Source organism: Streptomyces sp. DSM 110735 (assembly GCF_016482685.1).
In the GTDB taxonomy this organism is placed as follows: Bacteria; Actinomycetota; Actinomycetes; order Streptomycetales; family Streptomycetaceae; genus Streptomyces.
The window spans coordinates 1-21,950 of sequence record NZ_JACYHF010000031.1 but is presented as its reverse complement, the minus strand read 5'-3'; the positions used below and the strand labels follow the sequence as shown (position 1 = coordinate 21,950).

Below are 21,950 nucleotides of genomic sequence, written 5' to 3'. Positions count from 1 at the left end.
ATCAACCGCCGCTTTTTCGAACGCCACGAAAAGCGGACAACATGTGAACATCAGGGAAGTCATGTGAATACCGGGGGCGTCATGTGAATGCGGATTCGCGTCCGCGCGGGTGACCGGTCCGGTCGCAATCCTTCCCCGGCGGCGAATCCACCCATCGGATGAACGTGCCCGTCCGGCCGCATGTCCGGGGTCCGCCGGACGCAGTGTGTGGGTGCGGTCTCGACGACCGGGACGCCATCGAAGGAAAGGTCACGCACGTCATGCGCACTGAGGCCATCGACCGGGTCGCCCTCGTCTTCTCGCTCTTCGACGCCAACGGCAACGGCCATCTGGACCCGGAGGACTTCGAGTTGATGACCACCCGGGTGATCGCGGCGGCCGAGGGGGCGGACCCGGCCGCACGCGAGCGGATCGCGGCCGCGTTCCGGCGGTACTGGGAGACGCTGTCGGCGGAGCTGGACGCCGACCGGGACGGAAAGATCACGCCGGACGAATTCCAGGCGTGCGTCCTCGCCCCGGAGCGATTCGCCCCCACCGTGCGGGAGTTCGCGGACAGTCTGGCCGCCCTGGGCGACCCGGACGGGGACGGTCTGATCGAACGCCCGCTGTTCCTCGCGCTGATGGACGCCATCGGATTCCAACGCGCCCACATCGAGGCTCTCTTCGACGCCTTCGGACCCGACTCCTCGGACCGGATCACGGTCGAGAAGTGGATCGGCGGCATCGAGGACTTCTACGCGCCGGACAAGGCGGGCATCCCCGGGGACCGGCTGGTGGGGGCGGGCGGTTGAATCCGTGAACCCCGAAGGAACAAAGGGAGCCGAGGAAGAGTCGAGGAAGAAGGGAGCGGCCGGGTGACGGTCGTCGGACTGGCGGTGGGGCGGGGCACAGGCGCGGAGATCGCCGCCGTCTTCGAACGGGTGCTGGGTCACCTCGCCGAGGCGCACGGCGTCCCGGTGACGGTGGAGCGCTCGGGGCGCGTCTACGACTCGTACGTGTCGCTGCGCGGCGCGGGCGTCGAGCGGACCGCCGCCCGCACCGCCGAGGACGCGGCTCATTACGAGCGGTTCTGCCGGGAGTTGGCGGCCCGGGGAGCGACCGCCGTGTTCCGCACGGCGATCAACGCCCAGTCGCTGTATCTGGTACGGCAACGGCTGCGCGCGGTGAAGGTGGACGCGCTGGGCGGTCCGCCGGACGGCTCGGCACCGGAGCTGCTGCTCGTGCGCGACCAGGCGCAGGGCTTCTACACCGGGGACAACACCCACGCCCCCGGCCGGGTGGTCCGGACGATGGAGTTCAGCGAGGAGATCACCGGCGAGGTGCTCGACCGCGCGCTGCGCCGGGCGCGGACGCTGTGGCCCGAGGGCGGGGCAGAGCACGTGGTGATGGCGTACAAGTTCCATCTGCTGGACGGGGCGTTGGACGACTGGGTGAAGCGGGCGGCGGACCGGCACGGGGTGCAGATCCGGCTGTGCCAGCCGGACACCGTGAACCGCGATCTGATCACCCACGGTCTCCCGCCCCGCACGGTGATCGTCGCGGGCAACGAATGGGGCGACATCATGCATGTGATGCTGCTCGACCGGTTCGGCGGTGAGCGGCAGGAGACCCGCTGCACGGAGAACGTCCATCTGCTCCCGGACGTGGCCGACCTGGTGGAGTACCAGACGGTGCACGGTTCGGCGGACGACCTGGAGGGCCGGGACGCGGTGAACCCGGTCGCGGCGATCCGGGCGGCTGCCGCCGTCGCCGAGCACCACGCGGGCTGTCCGGGCGCGGTGGCGGCCGTGGAGACGGCGCTCGCCGAGTTGTCGCGGCGGGGGGTGTGCACCGCCGACCTGGGCGGGGAGGGGACGACCAGCCAGGTGGTGGACGCCCTGCTGACGGCGCTGGGGCGGGTGCCCGGATCGGAGCCCGGGTCGACGCCTGGGGTCGGGCGGGATTCTGTGCCGGTCGCGCGGGAGTCCGCGTCGGCTGGCGTGCCCGCGCAGGGTGCCGGGGAGTCCCCGGCCGATGCCGTGGTCGCCGGGGCATGACGGGCGTGGGCGGGGGTACGGCGCTGGTCGTCGTCGACCTCCAGGTCGACTTCTGCGGTCCGTCCGCCGCCGCCCGGCACGGCCACGACCCGGCCGTGCTCGCCCGCGCCGCCGAGAACTCCGCCCGCGCCGTGGCGGCGGCGCGGGCGGCGGACACCGAGGTGGTCTTCGTCCGCTTCCTGGGGGACGAGGACCACCAGGGTCCGAGCTGGCGGCGGCGCGACCGGCTGCTCGGCAAGCGGCCCAAGTGCGTCACGGGCACGCCGGGCGCGGAGTTCCACGGGGTCACCCCGGCGCCCGGCGAGGCGGTCTTCACCAAGTACGCCTGTTTCGACGCCTTCCTCGCGGACGGCTTCGAACGGCATCTGCGGCGACGCGGCGTCGTACGGCTGGTGTTCGCGGGGGTGTTCCTCGACGTGTGCGTGGACTCCAGCGCGCGGACCGCGTTCCAGAAGGGGTTCGAGGTCTCCGTGCTCACCGACTGCACGGCTCCGCTGCATCTGCCCGAGGAGCACACCCTCACCTTCATGCGGCGGCTGTACGGCGCCCGCCTCACCACCCGCGCGGACCCGGAGCTGTGGGCCGCGTACCCCGCGACACCGGGACCGAGCCGCCATACGACCGAGGAGGAGAGATCACGACCACCGTCACCACGCCCCGCCCCGACCCCGGCGACCCAGCCAAGTCCGCCAAGTCCGCCGAATCCGGCGCCCCCGGAGCCTCGGGAGTGGACGTCGGCGTCGGAGTGACCGCGCTGCTGGTCGCCGCCGCCCGCGCGATCGAGACGCACCGCCCCGACGCGCTCGCCCGTGATCCGTACGCCGCGCACTTCGTCCGCGCGGCACGTGCCTCGGCGGGCTGGCCGCTGCGCCCGGAGCAGGTGCCGGACGGGGACGCCGACCCGGTGTGGGGGCGGCTCGGCCGGTACTTCGGGCTGCGCACCCGAGCGCTGGACGACGCGCTGCGGACGGCGGCCGCCTCCGGCACCCGGCAGTTCGTGCTGCTGGGCGCCGGGCTCGACACCCGGGCGTTCCGGCTGGACTGGCCGCCGGGCAGCACGGTGTGGGAGGTGGACCGCCCCGACGTGCTCGCCTTCAAGGAGCGGGTGCTGGACTCGCTGGGCGCCGTCCCGGTGGCCCGGCGTGTGCCGGTCGCCGCCGATCTGTGCGAGGACTGGACCACGGCGCTGCTCCGCGCCGGACTCGACCCGGCCGCGCCCACCGGCTGGCTGGCCGAGGGGCTGCTGCTCTATCTGCCCGCCGACGCCGAGCGCCGACTCCTCGTGAAGACCGGCGAGTTGAGCGCTCCGGGCAGCACGCTGGCGTACGAGGTGAAGCTCCACCGCGAGGTCCGGGCGGTGCGGCACAACCCGGTGTACACCCAGGCCCGGGAGCGCCTCGGCATCGACCTGCTCGCGCTCTTCGACGGCGATCCGCGCCCGGACTCGGCCGCCGATCTGGCGGCGCGGGGCTGGCGCACCCGGGTCGACTCGCCGTACGACCACACCCGCCGCTACGGCCGGGGCCCGTGGCCCGAGCCGGACGACGCGCTGGCGGTCAACCGCTGGGTGTTCGCGGTCAAACCGGCGGGTGGCCGGGGCGGTTGACCGCTCCCCCGGCCACCCGGCAGCTCAAGGACTCGAAGGGCTCAAACCCTTCAGCCCTTCAACACCTCGTCGATCCGCGCCAGTTCCTCCGCCTCGAAGTCCAGGTTGCGCAACGCGCCCACGCTGTCCTCCAGTTGGCGGGGGCTGCTCGCGCCGACCAGGGCCGAGGTGACCCGCCCGCCCCGCAGCACCCAGGCGAGGGCGAGCTGGGCGAGGCTCTGCCCCCGGGACTTGGCGATGCCGTCCAGGGCGCGCAGCCGGGCGACGAGGTCCTCGGTGACGGCGTCGGAGTTCAGGAAGGGGCTGTCGCTCGCGGCGCGGGAGTCCTCGGGGATGCCGTCGAGGTAGCGGCCGGTGAGCAGACCCTGCTCCAGCGGGGAGTAGACGATGGAGCCGACCCCCAGTTCGTCCAGGGCGTCGAACACGCCCTCGTCCTCGGGGCGCCGATCGAGCATCGAGTAGCGCGGCTGGTGGATGAGGAGCGGGGTGCCCAGCTCGCCCAGGACGCGGGCTGCCTCGCGGGTCTGTTCGGCGGGGTAGTTGGAGATGCCGACATAGAGCGCCTTGCCCTGCTGGACGGCGGAGTGCAGCGCACCCATCGTCTCCTCCAGCGGGGTGTCGGGGTCGAAGCGGTGGGAGTAGAAGATGTCCACATGGTCCAGGCCCATACGCTTCAGCGACTGGTCCAGTGAGCCCAGCACGTACTTGCGCGAGCCCCATTCGCCGTACGGTCCGGGCCACATCAGGTAGCCCGCCTTGGTGGAGATCACCAGTTCGTCGCGGTACGGCGCGAAGTCGGCCTTCAGTGCCTCGCCGAGGGCGGACTCGGCGGCGCCGGGCGGGGGGCCGTAGTTGTTGGCGAGGTCGAAGTGGGTGACGCCGAGGTCGAAGGCGCGGCGCAGGATCGCGCGCTGGGTCTCCGCGGGGCGGTCGGGGCCGAAGTTGTGCCACAGGCCGAGGGACAGCGCGGGGAGCTTCAGTCCGCTGCGTCCGGTGCGCCGGTAGGGCATGTCGGCGTAGCGGTCGGGGTGTGCGGTGTACAACGCGACTCCAGTGGGGTGGGCACTCGGTCTTCCCGGCTGCCGGGTGTCCGGCAGCCTTCCCCCACTCTTTCCCGGCGCCCGGTCAGCGGTCCAACAGGAGAATCCGATGGGTTTGAGCGAGCGGGCTTCTCAATGCGGTTAGGCTTCCGCCTCATGGAACTGCGTCATCTCCAGCACTTCGTCGCGGTCGCCGAGGACCAGCACTTCACCCGGGCCGCCGAGCGGCTCATGGTGTCCCAGTCGGGCCTGTCGGCGTCCATCAGGTCGCTGGAGCGCGAGCTGCGGGCGCCGCTGTTCGTGCGGACGACCCGGCGCGTGACGCTCACCGAGGCGGGGCGGGCGCTCCTGGTGGAGGCCGAGCGGGTGCTGGCGCAGGTCCGCGCGGCGCACGAGGCGGTGGCCGCCGTGCAGGGCGTGCTGCGCGGCACGGTGGCGCTGGGCACCGAGCAGTGCATCGCCGGGGTCCGGGTGGCGGGGCTGCTCGCCGCCTTCCGCCGGGAGCACCCGGACGTGGAGATCCGGCTGCGGCAGACGGGTACGGGCACGCTGGCCGAGGAGGTCGCGGCGGGCCGCCTCGACCTGGCCTTCGCCTACCGCACCCGCACGGACGGCGACCAGTTGCGGGCCGTACCGCTGACGAGCGAGCCCATGACGGTGCTGTGCCATCCGGAGCACCGGTTCGCGAAGGCGGGCGCGGTCCTCGCCCCAGCCGATCTGGCGGGCGAGGTGTTCGTGGACTTCCACCCGGACTGGGGTCCGCGCCGGGCGACGGACGCGGCGTTCGCCGCCGCGGGGGTGCGCCGTACGGTCGCCCTGGAGGTCAACGACGTGCACAGCCTCCTTGACCTGGTGGACGAGAACCTGGGGATCGCGGTCGTCCCCCGGCACTTCCGGCACAAGCGGTCCTCGCTGACCGCGCTCCCGCTGAAGGGGATGGGCGAGGCGGCGTACGAGACGGTGGTCCTGCTGCCGCCGGAGCGTGCCACCAGCCCCGCCGCCCGCGCCCTGCTCTCGCTGCTGGGCACCGAGGAGGCGGCCGTACCGGCGGAACCCGCGGTGACCGGACCGCTCGGCGAGGTGTGACGCGCCCCGCGACACCCGGCGTGACGCGCCGTCAGTCCATCGGGGCGCGGCGGGCGCCGGGATGCGCGAAGGTGGACCCATGCATGCCAAGGACATCCTCATCGACGGCTTCGGCCGCATCCGGGAAGAGGTCCACGCCGTCCTGGACGGTCTCGGCCCCGACGAGCTGCACACGAGCCCCGCGCCCGGTGCCAACACCATCGCCTGGCTGGTCTGGCATCTCACCCGGGTGCAGGACGACCACATCGCCGACGCCTTCGGTCTGGACCAGGTGTGGCTGTCCGACGGCTGGGAGAAGCGCTTCGGGCTGAAGCTGCCCGCCCAGGACACCGGCTACGGGCACACCCCGGCGCAGGTCGCGAAGGTCCGGGTGGACTCGGCGGACCTGCTGACCGGGTACTACGACGCGGTGCACGAGCAGAGCCTGAAGGCGCTGCGCTCGCTCACGGCGGGCGACCTGGAGCGGGTGGTGGACGAGCGCTGGAGCCCGCCGGTCACGCTCGGGGCGCGCCTGGTGAGCGTCCTGTCCGACGATCTCCAGCACGTCGGACAGGCCGCCTACGCGCGCGGGCTGCTTCAGACGGCGTCCGCGTAGCCCGGCAGGATCACGTCCTCGATGAGCGCCTTGCGCTCGTCGAACGGGATGAACGCGCTCTTGACGGCGTTCACCGTGACCGTGCGCAGGTCCTCGGCCGTCCAGCCCGCCTCCTCGACGAGCAGGGACATCTCCCGGGTCATCGTGGTGCCGGAGACCAGGCGGTTGTCGGTGTTGAGGGTGACCCGGAAGCCGAGGTCCTTCAGCGCGGTGATGGGGTGCTCGGCGATGGAGGTCGCGCAGCCCGTCTGGAGGTTGGAGGTGGGGCACATCTCCAGGGCGATGCGGCGGTCGCGGACCCAGCCCGCCAGGCGGCCGAGCTTGCCGTCCACGATGTCCTCGGTGAGGCGGACGCCGTGGCCGATGCGCTGGGCGCCGCACACCTGGAGCGCCTGGTGGACGCTGGGCAGCCCGTACGCCTCGCCCGCGTGGATGGTGAACGGCACGCTCTCGCGGCGCAGCAGCTCGAAGGCGGCGAGGTGGTCGGCGGGCGGGAAGCCGTCCTCGGCGCCCGCGATGTCGAAGCCGACGACGCCCGCGTCCCGGTAGGCGACGGCCAGCTCGGCGGCTTCCTGGACCCGGTCGAACATCCGCATCCCGCACAGCAGGGTGCCCACGCGCACGGGCGTCCCGGCGGCGGCCGCCTTGGCCATGCCGGAGGCGAGACCCTCCTGCACGGTCTCCACGACCTCGCGCATCGTCAGACCGCCCTGCGTGTTCAGCTCGGGGGCGTAGCGCACCTCGCCGTAGACCACGCCGTCGGCGGCGAGGTCGAGGACGTACTCCTCGGCGACGCGCAGCAGACCCTCGCGGCTCTGCATCACGGCGAGGGTGTGCTCGAAGGTGCCTATGTAGCGCACCAGGTCGCCCGAGTTGGCAGCCTCCACGTACCAGGCGGCCAGCTCACCGGGGTCGGTGGTGGGCAGGGTATGGCCCACCGACGCCGCGAGTTCGACGAGCGTGGCGGGGCGCAGACCGCCGTCGAGGTGGTCGTGCAGCACGGCCTTGGGGAGCCGGCGGAGGGTGTCGGTGTCGATGCGGGGCGCGGTCATGGCGGGCTTCCTCGGCGGATCGTGCGGGGTGCGGGGGTTCAGGCGGCGGGCTGGAGGAGGTCCCAGCGGTTGCCGTAGAGGTCCTGGAAGACGGCGACGGAGCCGTAGGACTCGCGGCGGGGCTCCTCCAGGAAGGTCACCCCGGCGGCGGACATGCGCGCGTGGTCGCGGGCGAAGTCGTCGGTGTGCAGGAAGAAGCCGACGCGTCCGCCGGTCTGGTCGCCGACACGGGCGCGCTGGGCGTCGTCCTTGGCGCGGGCGAGCAGCAGTCCGGTGCCGTCGTTGCCCTCGCCGGGTACGACCACGACCCAGCGGGCGCCGTCCGGACGGGGCTCGTCCTCGGCCAGCCGGAAGCCCAGGGCGTCGGTGTAGAAGCGGATGGCCTCGTCGTAGTCGTCCACGACAAGGGTGACCAGGGCAACGCGTCGCATCGGGACCTTCCGGTGGGGGTGGTTAGCGGGAGAGGTTATACGTAAAACCTGACGTGCGCCAGTCACCCCTGGCGGGGCTGCCGTGACCGACGTCGGGTCCGAAGTCCCGGCCCGGGTCCCCGGCGTGGCCGTTTCGTTCAAGACCACCCGCGAAGCCGCGCCCACCGTCGCCCGCATGACATGCCTCTTCGGCGGGGCGGACGACCCGGCGGGCGTCCTCGCGGCGCTGGACGCCTACGGCACCGGGGACGGCGGTCACGCCTTCGGACTCGAACCCGATGTGCGCGGACCGGCGGCTCAGCCGATCTCCGTGCCCTCGGCTCTCCGGGTGCTGGAGGAGACGGGCGCCCTGCACGGTGCGCGGGCCCGGCGGCTGTGCGACTGCCTGGCCGGGGTCACCGCCGCGGACGGCGGCGTACCGGCGGTGCTGCCCACCCTGCGCCCCTACCCGCGACCGCCCTGGCTCCCGGTCGCCGACGAGCCGCCCGGGGATCTGCTGACGACCGACCTTGCGGGCACCCGGGCATCCGACGCCGGCGGCGCACGCATGACAGCAGGCGCGCAGCTCACTCCGTCTCGCGGTGCAGCGTGTTCAGGCGGGCCAGTTCCTCCTCCGTCAGTTTCAGGGTGCCCGCCGCGATGTTCTCGGTCAGGTGGTCCGGGTTGCCGGTGCCGGTGATGGCGAGGACGTGGGGGCCCTGGTGGAGGGTCCAGGCGGTGCGGATCTGGGCGGGGCGGACACCGTGCGCGCGGGCGATCTCCGTGACCGCGGCTTCGGCGCGCCCGGCGACGGCGCCGTGCTCGCCGCCCTCGCCCGCGACGGCGTAGTACGGCACGAAGGCGATGCCGCGTTCCCGGCACATCTCCAGGAGCGCGTCGGCGTTGGGATCGGGCAGGTCGAGGGCGCAGCGCTGCTGCACGGAGACCACGGGGGCGATCTCCAGTGCCTCGGTGAGGTGGCGTGGCTGTACGGCGGAGATGCCGAGGTGCCGGATCAGACCCGCCTCGCGCAGCTCGGCGAGGGCGCCGAAGTGCTCGGCTATGGAGTCCTGCCGTATCCGGCGCAGATAGACGAGGTCGAGGTGGTCGCGGCCGAGCTGGCGCAGGTTCTCCTCGACGTGGCCGCGCAGTTGGTCCGGGCGCGCGGAGGTCCCCCACTCGCCGTCCTGCTCGCGGAACGGACCGACCTTGGTGGCGATGAGGAGATCGTCGGGGTACGGGGCGAGCGCGGTGTTGAGCAGTTCGTTGGCGGAGCGGAGCGCGGAGAAGTAGAACGCTGCCGTGTCGATGTGGTTCACCCCGAGTTCGACGGCCCGGCGCAGCACGGCGAGGGAGCGCCCGCGGTCGCTCGGGGTGCCCTCGTGGAAGGCGGAGCTACCGGTCAGGCGCATGGTGCCGAAGCCGGTGCGGTGGACGGGGAAGTCGCCGAGCTGGAAGGTGCCCGACGCGGCGGCGGTGATCGTTTCGGCAGTCATCGGCGGAGTGTGACACACCGGGGCGGGCGGGATACGGGGTTCCCGGACGCCCGTACACGTCGCACGGACCTGAGCCGACCGTGACACACGCGGTCGACCGTGACACACGCCCCGCTGGGCCAGAATCATCCGTATGACGATCACGACGCACCCGCTCGTCGCCCGTGCCCGCCAGCTCGCCTCCTCGCTGCTGGAGCCCGAAGCCGCGCGGGTGGACCAGGAGGGCGTGCCCGTCGGTCATGTCGAGGCGGTCAAGCGGTCGGGGCTGCTGGGGGTGACGGCGCCGGTGGAGTACGGCGGCGCGGGGGCACCGGCGGCGGTGCTGCGGGAGACGGCGGAGATCCTCGCCGGGGCGTGCTGCTCGACCTGGTTCGTGCAGACACAGCACCACACCCCGGTGCAGACCCTGGTACGGGGTGAACAGGCGGCGCGGGAGCGGCTGTTGGGCCCGCTGTCGCGCGGGGAGCTGTTGTCCGGGGTGGCGTACGCGCATCTGCGGGCGTACCCGAGGGTCCCGGTGCGGGTACGCCCGGAGGGCGTCGGCTGGCAGTTCGACGGCAGCGTGCCCTGGTTCACGGGGTGGGGACTGAACGACCTGATGCTGCTGGCCGGGGTGACCGAGGACGGCGAGGTGCTGTTCGCGTTCGTCGAGGCGCGTGAGCAGCCGGGGCTGCGGGCGTCGGCGCCGATGCGGCTCGCCGCGCTCTCCGCAGCCCGGACGGTCTCCCTGGAGCTGGACGGTCTGTGGGTGCCCGAGGAAGCGGTGGCCCTGCGCATTCCGTACGCCGAGTGGGCCCCGGGCGACCGTGCCAAGACCCTGAACGCCAACCCGGCGGTCTTCGGCATCGCCTCCGCCGCCCTGTCCCTGCTGGACGAGGGCACGGCTGCCCCGCTCCACGCCCGCCTCGCCGACGTCCGCGACCGCGCCTACGCCCTGGCCGACTACCCCGAGCCGCTGGAACGCGTCGAGGAGCGTCTCGCCGTACGCGCCGAGGCGTACGCCGCCCTCACCGAGGCGACCACGGCGGCGGTCGTAGCGGGCGGCGGACGGGCGATGTCCCTGACCGCCCGCGCCCAACGCCTCGCCCGCGAGGGGCTGTTCCTGCTGGTGCAGGGTCAGACGGCGGAGACCCGGGAGGCTCATCTGCGGGCGCTGACGGGCTGACCGGGACCGTCGCTCAGCGGGTCCGTCCCTCAACGGGTCCGGAACACCCACCAGCCGCAGTCGACCCGTCGGCTCAGTCCTCGGCCCGCATCTCCAGGACCACGAGGAAACTGTCCGACTCCAGGTCCATCACCACGGTCGCCGGGCGTCCCTCCGCGCGGCGGGCCGCGGCGTACTCCTCCGCGGGCCACGATCCGCGGGGCGAACCTGCGGGAAACCGCTCCAGCACCTTCGCGACCATGGCGACGAACACCTCCGGAGGACGACGGGACGTACGACGTGTACTCCCCCGTCTGCCCCGGAAGGGGACGGCCACGCACCGTACGTCGTTCGCTCCCGTACCGCGACCTCGACAGGCGCCGTCCGCCCCGCGCGGGCAGGCTGGGCGGAGGGCGGCACGCATCCGGAGGGCGCCGCCGAGGAGAAGCAAGAGGGCGGGGGAACCGGAGGGCGGGGAGACCGCCACGGCAGGAGACACCGACGCGGAGGACCCGGGACGATGAACGACGACCACGCCACGGGCGGCCCGCTCTGCCTCGTGACCGGTTCGACCGGCTACATCGGCGGCCGTCTGGTGCCGGAGCTGCTGGAGGCCGGGTACCGGGTGCGCTGTCTCGCCCGCACCCCGCGCAAGCTGCGCGACCATCCGTGGTCCGGACAGGTGGAGATCGTCCGAGGTGACGTCACCGACCCCGAGTCGACGGCCGAGGCGATGCGGGGCGTCGACGTGGCGTACTACCTGGTGCACGCGCTCGGCACCGGCGACGACTTCGAGGCGACCGACCGCCGCGCGGCCCGCAACTTCGGCAAGCAGGCGAAGGACGCCGGGGTGCGCCGGATCGTCTACCTCGGCGGGCTCACCCCGGCCGACGTGCCCGAGGGCGAACTCTCCCCGCACCTCAGGTCGCGGGCCGAGGTGGGCCGCATCCTGCTGTCCTCGGGCGTGCCGACGGCCGTACTGCGCGCGGCGGTGATCATCGGCTCGGGTTCCGCCTCCTTCGAGATGCTGCGCTACCTCACCGAGCGGCTGCCCGTGATGGTCACCCCGAGCTGGGTGCACACCCGTATCCAGCCCATCGGCGTGAAGGACGTGCTGCGGCTGCTGGTGGGCTGCGCGAGCCTGCCCCCGGAGGTGAACCGCGCCTTCGACATCGGCGGCCCGGACGTGCTCACGTACCGCGAGATGATGCTCAGATACGCGCAGGTCGCGGGGCTCCCCCACCGGCTCATCCTGTCGGTGCCGATGCTGACGCCGGGGTTGTCCAGCCACTGGGTGGGGCTTGTGACGCCGGTGCCCGCGTCCATCGCGCGACCGCTGACCGAGTCGCTGCGGCACGAGGTGGTGTGCCGGGAGCACGACATCCGGCGGTATCTGCCCGAGCCGCCGGGGCATCCGTACGGCTTCGACACGGCGGTACGGCTCGCGCTGCGCCGGGTGCGCGAGGCGAAGGTGGACACGCGCTGGTCGTCGGCGTCCCTGCCCGGCGCGCCGAGCGAGCCGCTGCCCACCGACCCCGACTGGGCGGGCGGCAGCCTCTACACCGACGAGCGCGAGACCGTGGTGGACGCCCCGGTGCGCGCCCTGTGGCGGGTGATCGAGGGCGTGGGCGGCGACAACGGCTGGTACTCCTTCCCGCTGGCCTGGAGTCTGCGCGGCTGGATGGATCGCGCGATGGGCGGGGTCGGGCTGCGCCGGGGCCGCCGGGACGCCGAGCGGCTGCGGGTGGGCGACTCGCTGGACTTCTGGCGGGTGGAGGAGGTCGAGCCGGAGCATCTGCTGCGGCTGCGGGCGGAGATGCGGCTGCCGGGTCTCGCCTGGCTGGAGATGTACTCCTCCCCGGACGGCGACGGCCGCAGCGTCTACCGCCAGCGCGCCCTGTTCCATCCGCGCGGGCTGCTCGGCCAGGCGTACTGGTGGGCGGTCTCGCCCTTCCACGCCATCGTGTTCGGCGGCATGGTCCGCAACATCGCGCGCGCCGCGTGCCGCGAGCCCGAGGACCGGGCGAAGTCAACGGTCCTGCGGCGGCGCAGGAGCCCGGCCGGGCGGCGCTGAGCACCCGACCGCCGAAGGAACCCTCCCCCGGGTGCGTCCGCCGGGCGCTCCCGGCCGGAAGAGTCAGCGTCCGTACCTCCTGCTCGTCCGTACCACCTGCTTCGGAGCCGCCCGATGAACACCTCGGTCGTCCTGTTCACCGCCGACCTGCGTCTGCACGACCATCCGCCGCTGCGCGCGGCGCTGGACGGCTCGCGTCAGGTCGTTCCCCTCTTCGTGCGCGACCCGGCGGTGGCCGCCGCGCACGACGCGCCCAACCGGCAGGCGTTCCTCGCCGACTGTCTGCGCGACCTGGACGCCGGGCTGCGCGAGCGCGGCGGGCGGCTCGTGGTGCGCTCCGGCGACGTGGTGGAGCAGGTGTGCAAGGTGGTCGCGGAGGCCGACGCCGACGAGGTGCATCTGTCGGCCGACGTGAGCGAGTACGCCCAGCGGCGCGAGCAGCGGCTGCGCGACGCGCTGGAGGCGGACGGGCGCAGGCTGCACGTGCACGAGACGGTGACGGGTGCGGTGGCGCCCGGTGCGGTCACCCCGGCGTCCTCGGACCACTTCGCGGTGTTCACGCCGTACTTCCGCCAGTGGTCGGGCGAGCGGCTGCGGGATCCGGTGGCGGCGCCGCGCGTGGTGCGGGTGCCGGAGAACGTCGGTTCGGAGGAGCCGCCGTCCCGGTCCGCCGTCCCGGGCACCTCCCCCGGTCTGGCGGAGGGCGGCGAGGAGGAGGGCCGCACGCGACTGGCCGCGTGGCTGCGCTCGGGGGTCGGCGCGTACGAGGACCGGCACGACGACCTCGCGGGCGACGCGACCTCCAAGCTGTCCCCGCATCTGCACTTCGGCACGCTGTCCGCCGTCGAGCTGGTGCACCGGGCGCGCCGTGCGGGCGGCGCGGGCGCGGAGGCGTTCGTACGGCAGCTCGCCTGGCGGGACTTCCACCGCCAGGTACTGGCCGCGCGCCCGACCGCCTCGCACGCCGACTACCGCACCAAGCACGACCGTTGGCGCTCGGGCCGCGAGGCGGAGGCCGACATCGAGGCATGGCGCGAGGGGCGCACCGGCTACCCGGCGGTGGACGCGGCGATGCGCCAACTGCGGCACGAGGGCTGGATGCACAACCGGGGACGGCTGCTGACGGCGAGTTTCCTGGCGAAGACGCTGTACGTCGACTGGCGGGTGGGCGCCCGGCACTTCCTCGATCTGCTGGTCGACGGCGACATCGCCAACAACCAGCTCAACTGGCAGTGGATGGCGGGCACGGGCACGGACACCCGCCCCAACCGCGTCCTCAACCCGGTCACCCAGGCGAAGCGGTACGACCCCGACGGCGTGTATGTACGGCGCTGGGTCGAGGAGTTGGCGGAGGTCGAGGGACCAGCGGTGCACGAGCCGTGGAAACTGAGCGGTCTCGACCGGGCGGCGCTCGGGGACTACCCGGACCCGATCGTGGAACTCTCCGACGGGCTGGCCCGGTTCAAGCGCGCACGGGGACGTGACTGAACGTCAGAAACCACACAACATGCCGCCTGATCAGCCCTGTTGCTCGGTCCCGTACGCCGCCGTCAGGGTGGCCAGGGCGTCGGCGAGACCGGTGGGGCGGACCATGCCCCGGGTCGGGCGGCCGGTCCAGCCGGGCCCGCCGAGCATGACCAGGGGCTGTGCGCGGGCGCCTCGTACGCCCCACGCGGTGGCGGCGATGTGCCGGGCGAGCTGCGGAGCCGCCGTCGCGCGGGCCTGGGCCCACAGCACGACCGCCGCCGGACCGAGCCGCCGTACGGCAGCGCCGAGCGCGTCGGCGGGGACGGCGGCGCCGAACATGCGGGTGGGGATGGTGCTTTGGGCGAGCGAGGCGTTGAGAGCCTCCAGCGGGAGCGTGTGCTGTTCGTCGGGGACGCAGGCCAGCAGGACGGGGGCGACGGACGCGCCCACCGGAGTGGTGTGGCGGCGCAGGGCGGTGGAGACGTGCCAGGACAGCAGGTGCTCCACCTCGACGTAACGGTCCCCGGAGGACGCCCACTTGCGGCCCACGGCGTGCAACGCCGGTGCCATCACGTCCTGCCAGGCGACGGTGAGCCCGAACTCCGTGATGGCGCGGTCCAGTTGCCGCGCCACGGCGGGCGCGTCCAGCCGGACGGCGGCGCGGGCGAGCCCCCGGCACTCCTGGCGCACGTCACCGAGGGGCAGGACACCGGCGGCGCGGGAACGGGGGGCAGCAGGTGGGGCGGTGGCCGGGGTGTTCTCCTGCGGACGGTCCCTCGCGGCGCGGGCGGCTTCGGCGGGCGGCACACCGGACGCGGTGAGGCGGCACATCGCCTCCAGGGCGGCCACGTCGTCCGGGGCCCAGCGCCGGTGGCGGCCGTCGGCGCGGGCGGCTGGGCCGATGCCGTAGCGCCGGTCCCAGGAGCGCAGCGTGGTGGGCGAGACGCCGAGCCTGCGGGCGAGCGCGCCGGTGGTCAGTCCCGCGTCGGCGGACGCGGGGCGCGCCGACGGCGGCGGCTCGGTGTCCAGGTCCGGTTCCGGTCCGGTGCGCACCGGTTTGTCGTCCATACGGCGACTATACGACGCAGAATCGATGCGAGTTGTGGGCGTCCACGCCCGGCTCACACGATGGCGGAACCGTCGTCCGTGAGGAGCCGAGGTCATGTCCCCGTATCCGGCCGCGCCCGCCGTCGCCCCCGCCGAGCCCACCGCCGCGCGGTGGGTGGCGGCCGAGGAGTCGTACGGCGACCAGGAGGTGGCGCGGGGTCTGGTGGCGGGCGACGAGCGCTGTCTGGCCGCCGCCTATCACCGCTGGTCGCCGCTGGTGTACACGCTGGCGCGGCGGGCGCTCGGGAACGCCGGGGAGGCGGAGGACGTGACCCAGCAGGTGTTCCTCGGGGTGTGGCGGGGCCGGGCGGGCTACCGCGCGGAGCGGGGACCGCTGCCGGGCTGGATCGTCGGCATCGCCCGGCGCAAGATCGCCGACGCGCTGGCGGCGCGCACCCGGCGCGGTGAGCTGGTCACGGCGGCGGGGACGGCCCTGCCGGGTCCCCAGGCCGCCCCGGAGCCGGAGTCGGCGCTGGACCGGGTGCTGGTCCGGCGGGAGCTGGGGCGCCTCCCGGCGGCGCAGCGGCGCGTGCTGTATCTGGCGTTCTACGAGGACCTCACCCAGCCGCAGATCGCGGCGCGCACGGGGTGGCCGCTGGGCACGGTGAAGAGCCATGCGCGCCGGGGTCTGCACCGGCTGCGGTGCGGAATCGAGCGCCCTGAGCCGGTTTCCGCAGACAAACCGGCTCACCCCCTACACACAGCGCCATAAAAGGCGCAAAATATGAGGAACAGCGGTGCTGCACCGCTCACCCCACCAGCGCGGTCCAGCCCCGCACTACGCGAGGGAAGGGAGCACACGCTGATATCGCAGGACAACGAAGGACGCGAGGCCGGTTCGCCCGGGCGGACCGGCCTCCTCATGTCCTGCGGCGGACGTTGATGATCCGATTCCGGACGGAGCCGGGTCCGGGGGGACTGGCTCCGGTTATAGCGGGAACATGCCAAGGCAGCGAGGGCCCGGACCCGGAGGGGTGGACATGGAAATCTCAGGAATCATCAGCGCCATAATCATCGGCATCATCATCGGTGTGCTCGGCCGGCTGGTCGTACCCGGCCGCCAGCACATCGGCATTCTGCTGACCATCGTCGTCGGCATCGTGGCCGCCCTGCTGGGCTCCGCGATCGCGGCCGGGCTCGGGGTGGCCGACACGGACGGGCCCGACTGGATCGAGTGGCTGATCCAGATCGCCCTGGCGGCAGCGGGTGTCGCCGCGCTGGACCGGTCGCGGGGACGCCGCTGACCCGAACCGGCGTCACGTCCCTTTGCGAGATGACGACGACCGGGGTGTGACGTCCCGTCGATGAGACGACCGGACGTCACGCCCCGTACAGATATGGGGTCGTGGTGGTCAGCGCGCGGAAGCCGAGCCGCTCCAGGACGGGGCGGCTCATGTCCGAGGCGTCGACCTGGAGATAGCGGCAGCCGTGCGCGGCGGCGGCACGGGCGCGGTGGGCGACCAGGGTGCGGTAGACGCCCCGGCCGCGCCACCGCGTCACCGTGCCGCCGCCCCACAGTCCCGCGAACTCGGTCCCCGGCACGATTTCCAGGCGGGCGGCGGAGACCGGCTCGTCACCGGCGAGCGCGACCACCGCGAGGACGGTCCCGGGGTCTTCGGCGAGCCGGGTGAGCAGGTGGTGCCGCAGCCGGGTGCCGTCCCTCCCGAACACCTCCTCGTGCACGCGCACGACGAGGTCGACCCCGGCCGCGTCGGTGGCCCGCACGACACGCACCTCGGCGGGCGGTTCGGCGTCCTGCACCACGTCGGCGGTCTCGGCCACCATCACGGTCTCCTGGTCCTCGGCCCGGAATCCGGCGGCGGCGAGCCGGTCACCGAGATCGGCCGGTCGGTCGTGACCGTAGAGCTTCCACTCGAACTCCTGGCCGAGACCGGTGAAGTGGGCGATCTGCTCCTCGATCGCGCGCCGCGCGTCCGTCTCGTCGAGCCCCGACCACAGCACGGCGTTCCACCCGCCCCCCTCGGAGACCAGGCGCACCACACCGCCGGTCCTCTCGATCCGCGCCCCCGAGCCCTCGGCTCGCGCGCCCTCGCGCATCTGACGGTCGTACGCGGTCAGTACCGCTGTGGCGTCCATGGGGTCACTCCAGCAGCCTGTTCCCGCGCGGGCAACGGAATTTACCCGCACGGGGAAGGCGCCGGAGGACGGTCAGCCGAGTTCGAGGGTCGCGACGCCGAAGACCCGGTCGAGCGCGTGCTCGCGGACCTGTCCGGTGTACATGCGGGCGGTCTCGAAGGAGGGGGTCAGACCCAGGTCGAGGGCGAGGGCGACGGCCGCCTTGTTCGGCTCGGGGATGTCCACGGCGACCTGCTGTCCGGCGACCTCCGCCGACAGCGCGGTCAGCAGGGCGCGGGCGTCGTCGGCGGTGTCCGCGAAGAGGGGGCCGACGCGCGGGCAGTCGTGTCCCGGGCGGATCACTCCGTAGCCGGTGAGCCGTCCGCCGTCCTCGCGGACGAAGGCGCGGTGCCCGGGGAGCGTGAGCCACTCGGCGAGGAAGCGGGGACGGTCGGCCGGGGAGCACGCGCTGTCGTACACGGTGACGGCGGCGAGGTCGGCTGCCTCGGCGGGGCGTACGCCGTCGGGGACCGGACCGGTGGGGGCGGGACCGGTGTAGCGGGCGGTGCGGTGGGCGAGTTCGAAGCCGGAGCGGCGGTAGTTGTCCTGCTGGGCGACCACGCCGTCCAGGCCGACGGTGCGGGTGCCCGCGTGCGCGAGGGCGGTCTTCCAGGTGGTGAGCCCGTGTCCCTGGCCACGCAGGTCGGGGCGGACGAGGTAGCAGCCGAGGAACGCGTAGTCGTCGCCGTAGTTCACCACGGAGACGGCCGAGACCGGCTCGCCGTCGATCCGGCCGAGGAAGAAGCCCTCGGGGTCCTGGGCGAAGAAGGCGGGTCCGTCGGAGAGTCCCGGGTTCCAGCCCTCCGCCGCCGCCCACGCGCTGATCACCGGCCAGTCGGCGAGGGTGGCCTGGGTGACGACGAGATCCTGGGGGGCCGGTGACGTCATCGGTGCGCTCCATTTCTGGGGGGCCGCGCGGCCGTGCCCGGCATACGGGCGGTCTCCGCGCGGGTGGGACCACGGACGGTGCGACGGCTCGCCGCACCCGCCGCATCCTTCCCGATCCCGCGTGCGCACGCCACGCCCCAGCGGCGCGTGAACCGCGCGTGAACCGAGTCAACGCGCCAATGCTGGGCGCCCGTTGACGACACGTCCGGCGGGCCCGGCTCCGCCGTCCATGTCAAAGGCCCCACCGAGGCCGGTCGCGTCCGGTGGGGCCGTGCGCCGGCGCGGTCAGCCGACGCGCGTCGGCCGGAAGCGGCGGTACAGGGCCGCTCCGGCGACGATGAACGCCGCGCTGCCCGCGAGTGCCGGGGCCGTCGTGTCCGTACCCGTGTGCGCGAGGGTGCCCTCGGGCGGCGCCGCGGGGGTGTGCGGCTTGGGGTGGGACTTCGGCGGAGCCGGGGGTTCCGGCGTGGCCGGGGGCTCGGTGGGGGGCTCGGTGACCGGCGGGGTCACCGGCGGGGGCGTGGTCTCCACCGGGCCGTTCTGGCAGTGGTTGCCGAAGGCCGGGTTGGCCACTCCCACGACGTCGACGCTGTTGCCGCACGCGTTCACCGGCACGTCCACGGGGAGCTGGATGCCGTTGCCCGAGAGCACGCCGGGCGAGCCGTGCGTGACGCTGTGCGCCGAGGAACCGGACGTGCCGGTGCCGACACCCGCGTGGGCGGAGCCGCCCGAGGTGCCGGAGCCGGAGCCGCTGCCGCCGCTCTCGGAATCGGAACCGGTGTTCGCGCAGGAGTTGCCCATCGCCGGGTTCAGGAGCCCGACCACGTTCACCGTGTTGCCGCACGCGTTCACCGGCACGCTCACCGGGAGCTGGACGGTGTTGCCGGAGAGCACACCGGGCGAGCCCACCGCAGCGCCGTCGGCAGAGGCGCCGCCGGCCGCGAAGGCGGCGGACACCGGCATCGCCATGGCCATCGCGCCGGAAGCGGCGGCCACACCGATCACACCGTTACGGGTAGCCCGTTTCATAGGTTTGCCTGCCTTCCAGAGTCAGTCGCGGGCAGTTGCCCGCACCACATAGAACGCGGCCGGACCATCCGAGTTATGGCTATTCCTGCTTTCACCCCATCGAGTGGCCCGGTCCATCGAATGGCTTGACGCCGCCCGAACGAGTCAAAAGTGGCGTCCCAAACGACCGCGAAACGGTCATGAACGCGTCCGGAACCGAGCACACGGCCGCCGCGGGGCGGGCAGAATACGGCCCTCTCCGCCCCGCCGCCCGCCGGGAGGCGGCGGTCGCGGGGCCCGCTTATCGTGAGGACGGCGCGGCTCCAGATCCCCCGATCGGCCGCGTCCCGGGAGGCGATCGATGCCGGCGAAGCTGACCAGACGACCCGCCCTGCGACGCGCCGCGAGCGCCTCAGTCCTCACCCTCGCGCTGCTCGGCGCCGGGCTGCCCGTCGCGGCGGCCGAATCCCCCGCACCCGGGCTGTCCCGGTTCTACGCGCAGAAGGTGGCCTGGGGCGCCTGCGACGGCCCGGACATGCCCCGGGACCTCCAGTGCGGCAAGGTCACCGTCCCCCTCGACTACGCGCACCCCGGCGGCGCCACCCTCGATCTGGCGCTGGCCCGCTACCGGGCGACCGGGACACCGCACGGCTCGCTGCTGCTGAACTTCGGCGGCCCCGGGGCACCGGGCGTCGCCCAGCTCGCCGCCAGCGGCAAGGCGTTCATGGACCTGACCAACGGGTACGACGTGGTCACCTTCGACCCGCGCGGCGTCGGCCGCTCCTCCCCCGTGAGCTGCGGCGCGGGCCAGGACCCGGCGGCGGACGCGGCGGCCTCGGACCCGGAGCTGGACATCCGCCGCCCGCAGGCGCTGCTGACCCGGCTGCGGCAGTCCGCCGAGCTGTGCGCCAAGTACTCCGGACCGGTCGTCAAGCACATGGGCACGGTCGACGCGGCGCGCGACATGGACGTGATCCGCCAGGCGCTGGGCCGCAAGAAGCTGGACTACCTGGGCTTCTCCTACGGCACCCGGCTGGGCGCGGTCTACGCGGCGGAGTTCCCGCACAAGGTCGGGCACATGGCCCTGGACGGCGTGGACACGCTGACCGAGCCGCTGTCCGAGCAGGGCAGGGCGGGAGCCGAGGGGCAGCAGACGGCGCTGGACTCCTTCATCGACTGGTGCACGAGCGACGTGGGCTGCCCCTTCGGACAGGACCCGCGGGCGGCCCGCGACCAGGTGGTGCGGTTGGTGCGCTCGCTCGACGCGAACCCGGTGCCCACCGACTTCGGCGGCACCTTCTCCGGGCAGGACCTGGTGGGCGCGATCGGGCAGGGGCTGTACAGCAAGCAGCTCTGGCCGTCGCTGGAGCGTGCGCTGGCCTCCCTGATGGAGGACGGCGACACCCGGCGCGTCCTCAGCTTCGCCACCGGAGGCATCACCGCGCCGCCGCGTTCCGACGGCGGGAGCGGCGGCAAGGGCGGGCAGCACACCGGTCTGGTCGCCACGCAGGACGTGCCCGTCGACAACCTGCCCGCCGCGCTGCTGGCGATCAACTGCGCCGACGACCCGGACCGCCCCTCGGACGCCCGCGTCACCAAGGACCTCAAGGACCTGCGCTCCGCCTACGACGAGGCGTCCCCGGTCTTCGGGCGCTACCGGCTCACCCAGTTGCTGATGTGCTACGGCCGCCCCAAGGGCACGGACTACATCCGCGACGAGGTGAAGGACGTGCCCTCCGCCCGCATGCTGCTGATCGGCACGCGCGGTGACCCGGCGACGCCGTACCGCTGGACCGTGGAGACGGCCGCGCGGCTGGGCGACTCGGCCGTGGTGCTCGACAACAAGGGCGACGGCCACACCGGCTACGCCTCCTCCAAGTGCGTGCACCGCAAGGTCGACGACTTCCTGCTGTACGGCTCGCTGCCGCCGGACGGCAGTTCCTGTCCGGCGGACGGGAACGCGTGGAGTTCGCCCGTGGAGGGCGACGAGTGAGCCGCCCCGGGAAGGGTGACAGGTGTAGCGCAATCGGGTCACAGCGCCGATTCCGGTACAACCCCACAGGCCGGACCGCCGTCCTACCGTTCGGGCGGACCGTGGTCCGCCAGGCCGTGCCGTCGACCGTGATCAGGGAGTCCGTCATGCGTATCCGAGCCCTCGCCGCCGCTTCCGCCGTCCTCGCCTCCGGGGCCGTGCTGCTGACCGCGCCGGCCGGTCACGCCGCCCCCGCCCGGGTCGCCCCGTGCACCCAGGGCGAACTGACCGTGCGCGCCGCCGCGGTGCCCGCCGAGCGCACCGTGGTGCGGTTCTCGGTGACCAACCGGGGCGGGCGCGCCTGCACCGTGGAGCGCGTGCCGGTGGTCAGCTTCGGCGGTCTGGACGGTGCCGCGCTGCCGGTGCGGGAGGGCGGCAAGGGCACGTACCGGCTCGGCGCGCGGGAGACCGCCTACGCTGCCGTGCGCACCATCGGCGACCCTGCCGACCCGGAGGCGCGCCGCGCCCGCTCGGTCTACGTCTCCGACGCGGCCGGGCGGTGGGGCGGCGTCTTTTCCGCCGGGCACCTGGGCACCGGGACGCGGGTCCTGGTGTGGGAGCCGGTGACGACGTGGTGGCAGCCGAGCCGCTCGGCGGCGGACCGGGAGATCGGTCTCGGCTGAGCACGACCCCTCGCACCCCTCGAACACGCGAGCACCGAACGCGCGGCCCGCCCCCCCCCCCCCCCCCCCCCCCAGGGGCCAAAGGCGGTGGGGCCCCACGCCCTTTCCCCCCCCCCCCCCGCCCGGGGGGTTTTCAACAAACACCCCCCC

22 protein-coding genes are annotated in these 21,950 nt (G+C 73.6%); 13 read left to right on the top strand and 9 right to left on the bottom strand.

From position 1 onward, the window contains the following. Positions 1-260: 260 nt before the first annotated feature. From IF655_RS29400 to IF655_RS29385, 4 genes are all read left to right on the top strand, one after another. Positions 261-791, top strand: a complete 531-nt coding sequence (locus IF655_RS29400) for an EF-hand domain-containing protein (RefSeq protein WP_199588197.1) — start codon at positions 261-263, stop codon at positions 789-791. A gap of 63 nt (positions 792-854) precedes the next feature. Continuing rightward, entirely contained in the window at positions 855-2,036 is a 1,182-nt protein-coding gene (locus IF655_RS29395; protein WP_307815103.1) for an isocitrate/isopropylmalate family dehydrogenase, read from the top strand. Further along, positions 2,033-2,785: a cysteine hydrolase family protein gene (locus tag IF655_RS29390; RefSeq protein ID WP_199588196.1), complete on the top strand. Its 753-nt coding sequence runs from the start codon at positions 2,033-2,035 to the stop codon at positions 2,783-2,785. Before IF655_RS29395 ends, IF655_RS29390 begins: the two co-directional genes overlap by 4 nt. Beyond that, on the top strand, positions 2,764-3,642 hold the full coding sequence (locus IF655_RS29385; RefSeq protein WP_199588195.1) for a class I SAM-dependent methyltransferase: 879 nt from the start codon (positions 2,764-2,766) through the stop codon (positions 3,640-3,642). The genes IF655_RS29390 and IF655_RS29385 overlap by 22 nt, the downstream gene beginning before the upstream one ends. Positions 3,643-3,692: 50 nt before the next feature. Here the strand turns inward: IF655_RS29385 and mgrA are convergent, their stop codons facing one another. Then, positions 3,693-4,685: an L-glyceraldehyde 3-phosphate reductase gene (mgrA, locus tag IF655_RS29380; RefSeq protein WP_199588194.1), complete on the bottom strand. Its 993-nt coding sequence runs from the start codon at positions 4,683-4,685 to the stop codon at positions 3,693-3,695. A gap of 153 nt (positions 4,686-4,838) precedes the next feature. Between mgrA and IF655_RS29375 the strand changes: the two genes are divergently transcribed. Then, positions 4,839-5,768 (top strand): LysR family transcriptional regulator, encoded by a 930-nt coding sequence (locus IF655_RS29375; RefSeq protein ID WP_199588193.1) that lies wholly within the window; start codon positions 4,839-4,841, stop codon positions 5,766-5,768. A 79-nt stretch (positions 5,769-5,847) separates the two neighbouring features. Continuing rightward, the gene (locus IF655_RS29370) at positions 5,848-6,363 is read left to right on the top strand and encodes a DinB family protein (protein ID WP_199588192.1); all 516 of its coding nucleotides are present in this window, start codon (positions 5,848-5,850) and stop codon (positions 6,361-6,363) included. Here the strand turns inward: IF655_RS29370 and IF655_RS29365 are convergent. From IF655_RS29365 to IF655_RS29355, 3 genes are all read right to left on the bottom strand, one after another. Then, positions 6,345-7,415 (bottom strand): adenosine deaminase, encoded by a 1,071-nt coding sequence (locus IF655_RS29365; protein ID WP_199588191.1) that lies wholly within the window; start codon positions 7,413-7,415, stop codon positions 6,345-6,347. The two genes, IF655_RS29370 and IF655_RS29365, sit on opposite strands and share 19 nt — an antisense overlap. 38 nt (positions 7,416-7,453) lie before the next feature. Beyond that, positions 7,454-7,846 carry a VOC family protein gene (locus IF655_RS29360; protein WP_199588190.1) on the bottom strand — a complete coding sequence of 131 codons (393 nt, stop codon included), beginning with the start codon at positions 7,844-7,846 and terminating at the stop codon, positions 7,454-7,456. Between the two features lie 566 nt (positions 7,847-8,412). Further along, on the bottom strand, positions 8,413-9,321 hold the full coding sequence (locus IF655_RS29355; protein WP_199588189.1) for an aldo/keto reductase: 909 nt from the start codon (positions 9,319-9,321) through the stop codon (positions 8,413-8,415). 133 nt (positions 9,322-9,454) lie between these two features. Between IF655_RS29355 and IF655_RS29350 the strand changes: the two genes are divergently transcribed. Further along, complete coding sequence (locus tag IF655_RS29350) at positions 9,455-10,486, top strand: acyl-CoA dehydrogenase family protein (protein WP_199588188.1); 1,032 nt, start codon at positions 9,455-9,457, stop codon at positions 10,484-10,486. A 73-nt stretch (positions 10,487-10,559) separates the two neighbouring features. On the opposite strand, the gene IF655_RS29345 is transcribed toward IF655_RS29350, so the two are convergent. Further along, entirely contained in the window at positions 10,560-10,727 is a 168-nt protein-coding gene (locus tag IF655_RS29345; RefSeq protein WP_199588187.1) for a hypothetical protein, read from the bottom strand. Positions 10,728-10,985: 258 nt separating this feature from the next. On the opposite strand from IF655_RS29345, the gene IF655_RS29340 reads away from it, so the two are divergent. Together IF655_RS29340 and IF655_RS29335 are read left to right on the top strand one after the other, a co-directional pair. Continuing rightward, the gene (locus IF655_RS29340) at positions 10,986-12,539 is read left to right on the top strand and encodes an SDR family oxidoreductase (RefSeq protein ID WP_199588186.1); all 1,554 of its coding nucleotides are present in this window, start codon (positions 10,986-10,988) and stop codon (positions 12,537-12,539) included. 114 nt (positions 12,540-12,653) lie between these two features. Continuing rightward, a complete protein-coding gene (locus IF655_RS29335) occupies positions 12,654-14,027 on the top strand; it encodes a deoxyribodipyrimidine photo-lyase (RefSeq protein ID WP_199588185.1) in 1,374 nt (457 codons plus the stop codon). Positions 14,028-14,057: 30 nt separating this feature from the next. On the opposite strand, the gene IF655_RS29330 is transcribed toward IF655_RS29335, so the two are convergent. After that, a complete protein-coding gene (locus IF655_RS29330; RefSeq protein WP_242488988.1) occupies positions 14,058-15,074 on the bottom strand; it encodes a MerR family transcriptional regulator in 1,017 nt (338 codons plus the stop codon). A 94-nt stretch (positions 15,075-15,168) separates the two neighbouring features. On the opposite strand from IF655_RS29330, the gene IF655_RS29325 reads away from it, so the two are divergent. Together IF655_RS29325 and IF655_RS29320 are read left to right on the top strand one after the other, a co-directional pair. Continuing rightward, positions 15,169-15,825, top strand: a complete 657-nt coding sequence (locus tag IF655_RS29325; RefSeq protein ID WP_199588184.1) for a sigma-70 family RNA polymerase sigma factor — start codon at positions 15,169-15,171, stop codon at positions 15,823-15,825. Between the two features lie 268 nt (positions 15,826-16,093). Continuing rightward, positions 16,094-16,357, top strand: a complete 264-nt coding sequence (locus IF655_RS29320; protein ID WP_199588183.1) for a GlsB/YeaQ/YmgE family stress response membrane protein — start codon at positions 16,094-16,096, stop codon at positions 16,355-16,357. A gap of 76 nt (positions 16,358-16,433) precedes the next feature. On the opposite strand, the gene IF655_RS29315 is transcribed toward IF655_RS29320, so the two are convergent. From IF655_RS29315 to IF655_RS29305, 3 genes are all read right to left on the bottom strand, one after another. After that, positions 16,434-17,210 carry a GNAT family N-acetyltransferase gene (locus tag IF655_RS29315; protein ID WP_199588182.1) on the bottom strand — a complete coding sequence of 259 codons (777 nt, stop codon included), beginning with the start codon at positions 17,208-17,210 and terminating at the stop codon, positions 16,434-16,436. Positions 17,211-17,282: 72 nt separating this feature from the next. After that, positions 17,283-18,137, bottom strand: coding sequence for a GNAT family N-acetyltransferase (locus IF655_RS29310; protein ID WP_199588181.1), 855 nt, complete (start codon positions 18,135-18,137; stop codon positions 17,283-17,285). Between the two features lie 285 nt (positions 18,138-18,422). Then, on the bottom strand, positions 18,423-19,142 hold the full coding sequence (locus tag IF655_RS29305) for a chaplin (RefSeq protein ID WP_307815102.1): 720 nt from the start codon (positions 19,140-19,142) through the stop codon (positions 18,423-18,425). A 364-nt stretch (positions 19,143-19,506) separates the two neighbouring features. Between IF655_RS29305 and IF655_RS29300 the strand changes: the two genes are divergently transcribed. Both IF655_RS29300 and IF655_RS29295 read left to right on the top strand, forming a co-directional pair. Then, positions 19,507-21,138 carry an alpha/beta hydrolase gene (locus IF655_RS29300; protein WP_199588179.1) on the top strand — a complete coding sequence of 544 codons (1,632 nt, stop codon included), beginning with the start codon at positions 19,507-19,509 and terminating at the stop codon, positions 21,136-21,138. A gap of 146 nt (positions 21,139-21,284) precedes the next feature. Further along, positions 21,285-21,800, top strand: coding sequence for a DUF4232 domain-containing protein (locus IF655_RS29295; RefSeq protein WP_199588178.1), 516 nt, complete (start codon positions 21,285-21,287; stop codon positions 21,798-21,800). The last annotated feature ends 150 nt before the right edge of the window (positions 21,801-21,950 follow it).

Bases quoted from the DNA above. Each gene is read 5' to 3' on its own strand.
- IF655_RS29400 (WP_199588197.1), top strand. From the start codon at position 261: ATGCGCACTGAGGCCATCGACCGGGTCGCCCTCGTCTTCTCGCTCTTC.
- IF655_RS29390 (WP_199588196.1), top strand. From the start codon at position 2,033: ATGACGGGCGTGGGCGGGGGTACGGCGCTGGTCGTCGTCGACCTCCAG.
- IF655_RS29375 (WP_199588193.1), top strand. From the start codon at position 4,839: ATGGAACTGCGTCATCTCCAGCACTTCGTCGCGGTCGCCGAGGACCAG.
- IF655_RS29370 (WP_199588192.1), top strand. From the start codon at position 5,848: ATGCATGCCAAGGACATCCTCATCGACGGCTTCGGCCGCATCCGGGAA.
- IF655_RS29365 (WP_199588191.1), bottom strand. From the start codon at position 7,415: ATGACCGCGCCCCGCATCGACACCGACACCCTCCGCCGGCTCCCCAAG.
- IF655_RS29360 (WP_199588190.1), bottom strand. From the start codon at position 7,846: ATGCGACGCGTTGCCCTGGTCACCCTTGTCGTGGACGACTACGACGAG.
- IF655_RS29355 (WP_199588189.1), bottom strand. From the start codon at position 9,321: ATGACTGCCGAAACGATCACCGCCGCCGCGTCGGGCACCTTCCAGCTC.
- IF655_RS29350 (WP_199588188.1), top strand. From the start codon at position 9,455: ATGACGATCACGACGCACCCGCTCGTCGCCCGTGCCCGCCAGCTCGCC.
- IF655_RS29345 (WP_199588187.1), bottom strand. From the start codon at position 10,727: ATGGTCGCGAAGGTGCTGGAGCGGTTTCCCGCAGGTTCGCCCCGCGGA.
- IF655_RS29340 (WP_199588186.1), top strand. From the start codon at position 10,986: ATGAACGACGACCACGCCACGGGCGGCCCGCTCTGCCTCGTGACCGGT.
- IF655_RS29335 (WP_199588185.1), top strand. From the start codon at position 12,654: ATGAACACCTCGGTCGTCCTGTTCACCGCCGACCTGCGTCTGCACGAC.
- IF655_RS29330 (WP_242488988.1), bottom strand. From the start codon at position 15,074: ATGGACGACAAACCGGTGCGCACCGGACCGGAACCGGACCTGGACACC.
- IF655_RS29325 (WP_199588184.1), top strand. From the start codon at position 15,169: ATGTCCCCGTATCCGGCCGCGCCCGCCGTCGCCCCCGCCGAGCCCACC.
- IF655_RS29320 (WP_199588183.1), top strand. From the start codon at position 16,094: ATGGAAATCTCAGGAATCATCAGCGCCATAATCATCGGCATCATCATC.
- IF655_RS29315 (WP_199588182.1), bottom strand. From the start codon at position 17,210: ATGGACGCCACAGCGGTACTGACCGCGTACGACCGTCAGATGCGCGAG.
- IF655_RS29310 (WP_199588181.1), bottom strand. From the start codon at position 18,137: ATGACGTCACCGGCCCCCCAGGATCTCGTCGTCACCCAGGCCACCCTC.
- IF655_RS29300 (WP_199588179.1), top strand. From the start codon at position 19,507: ATGCCGGCGAAGCTGACCAGACGACCCGCCCTGCGACGCGCCGCGAGC.
- IF655_RS29295 (WP_199588178.1), top strand. From the start codon at position 21,285: ATGCGTATCCGAGCCCTCGCCGCCGCTTCCGCCGTCCTCGCCTCCGGG.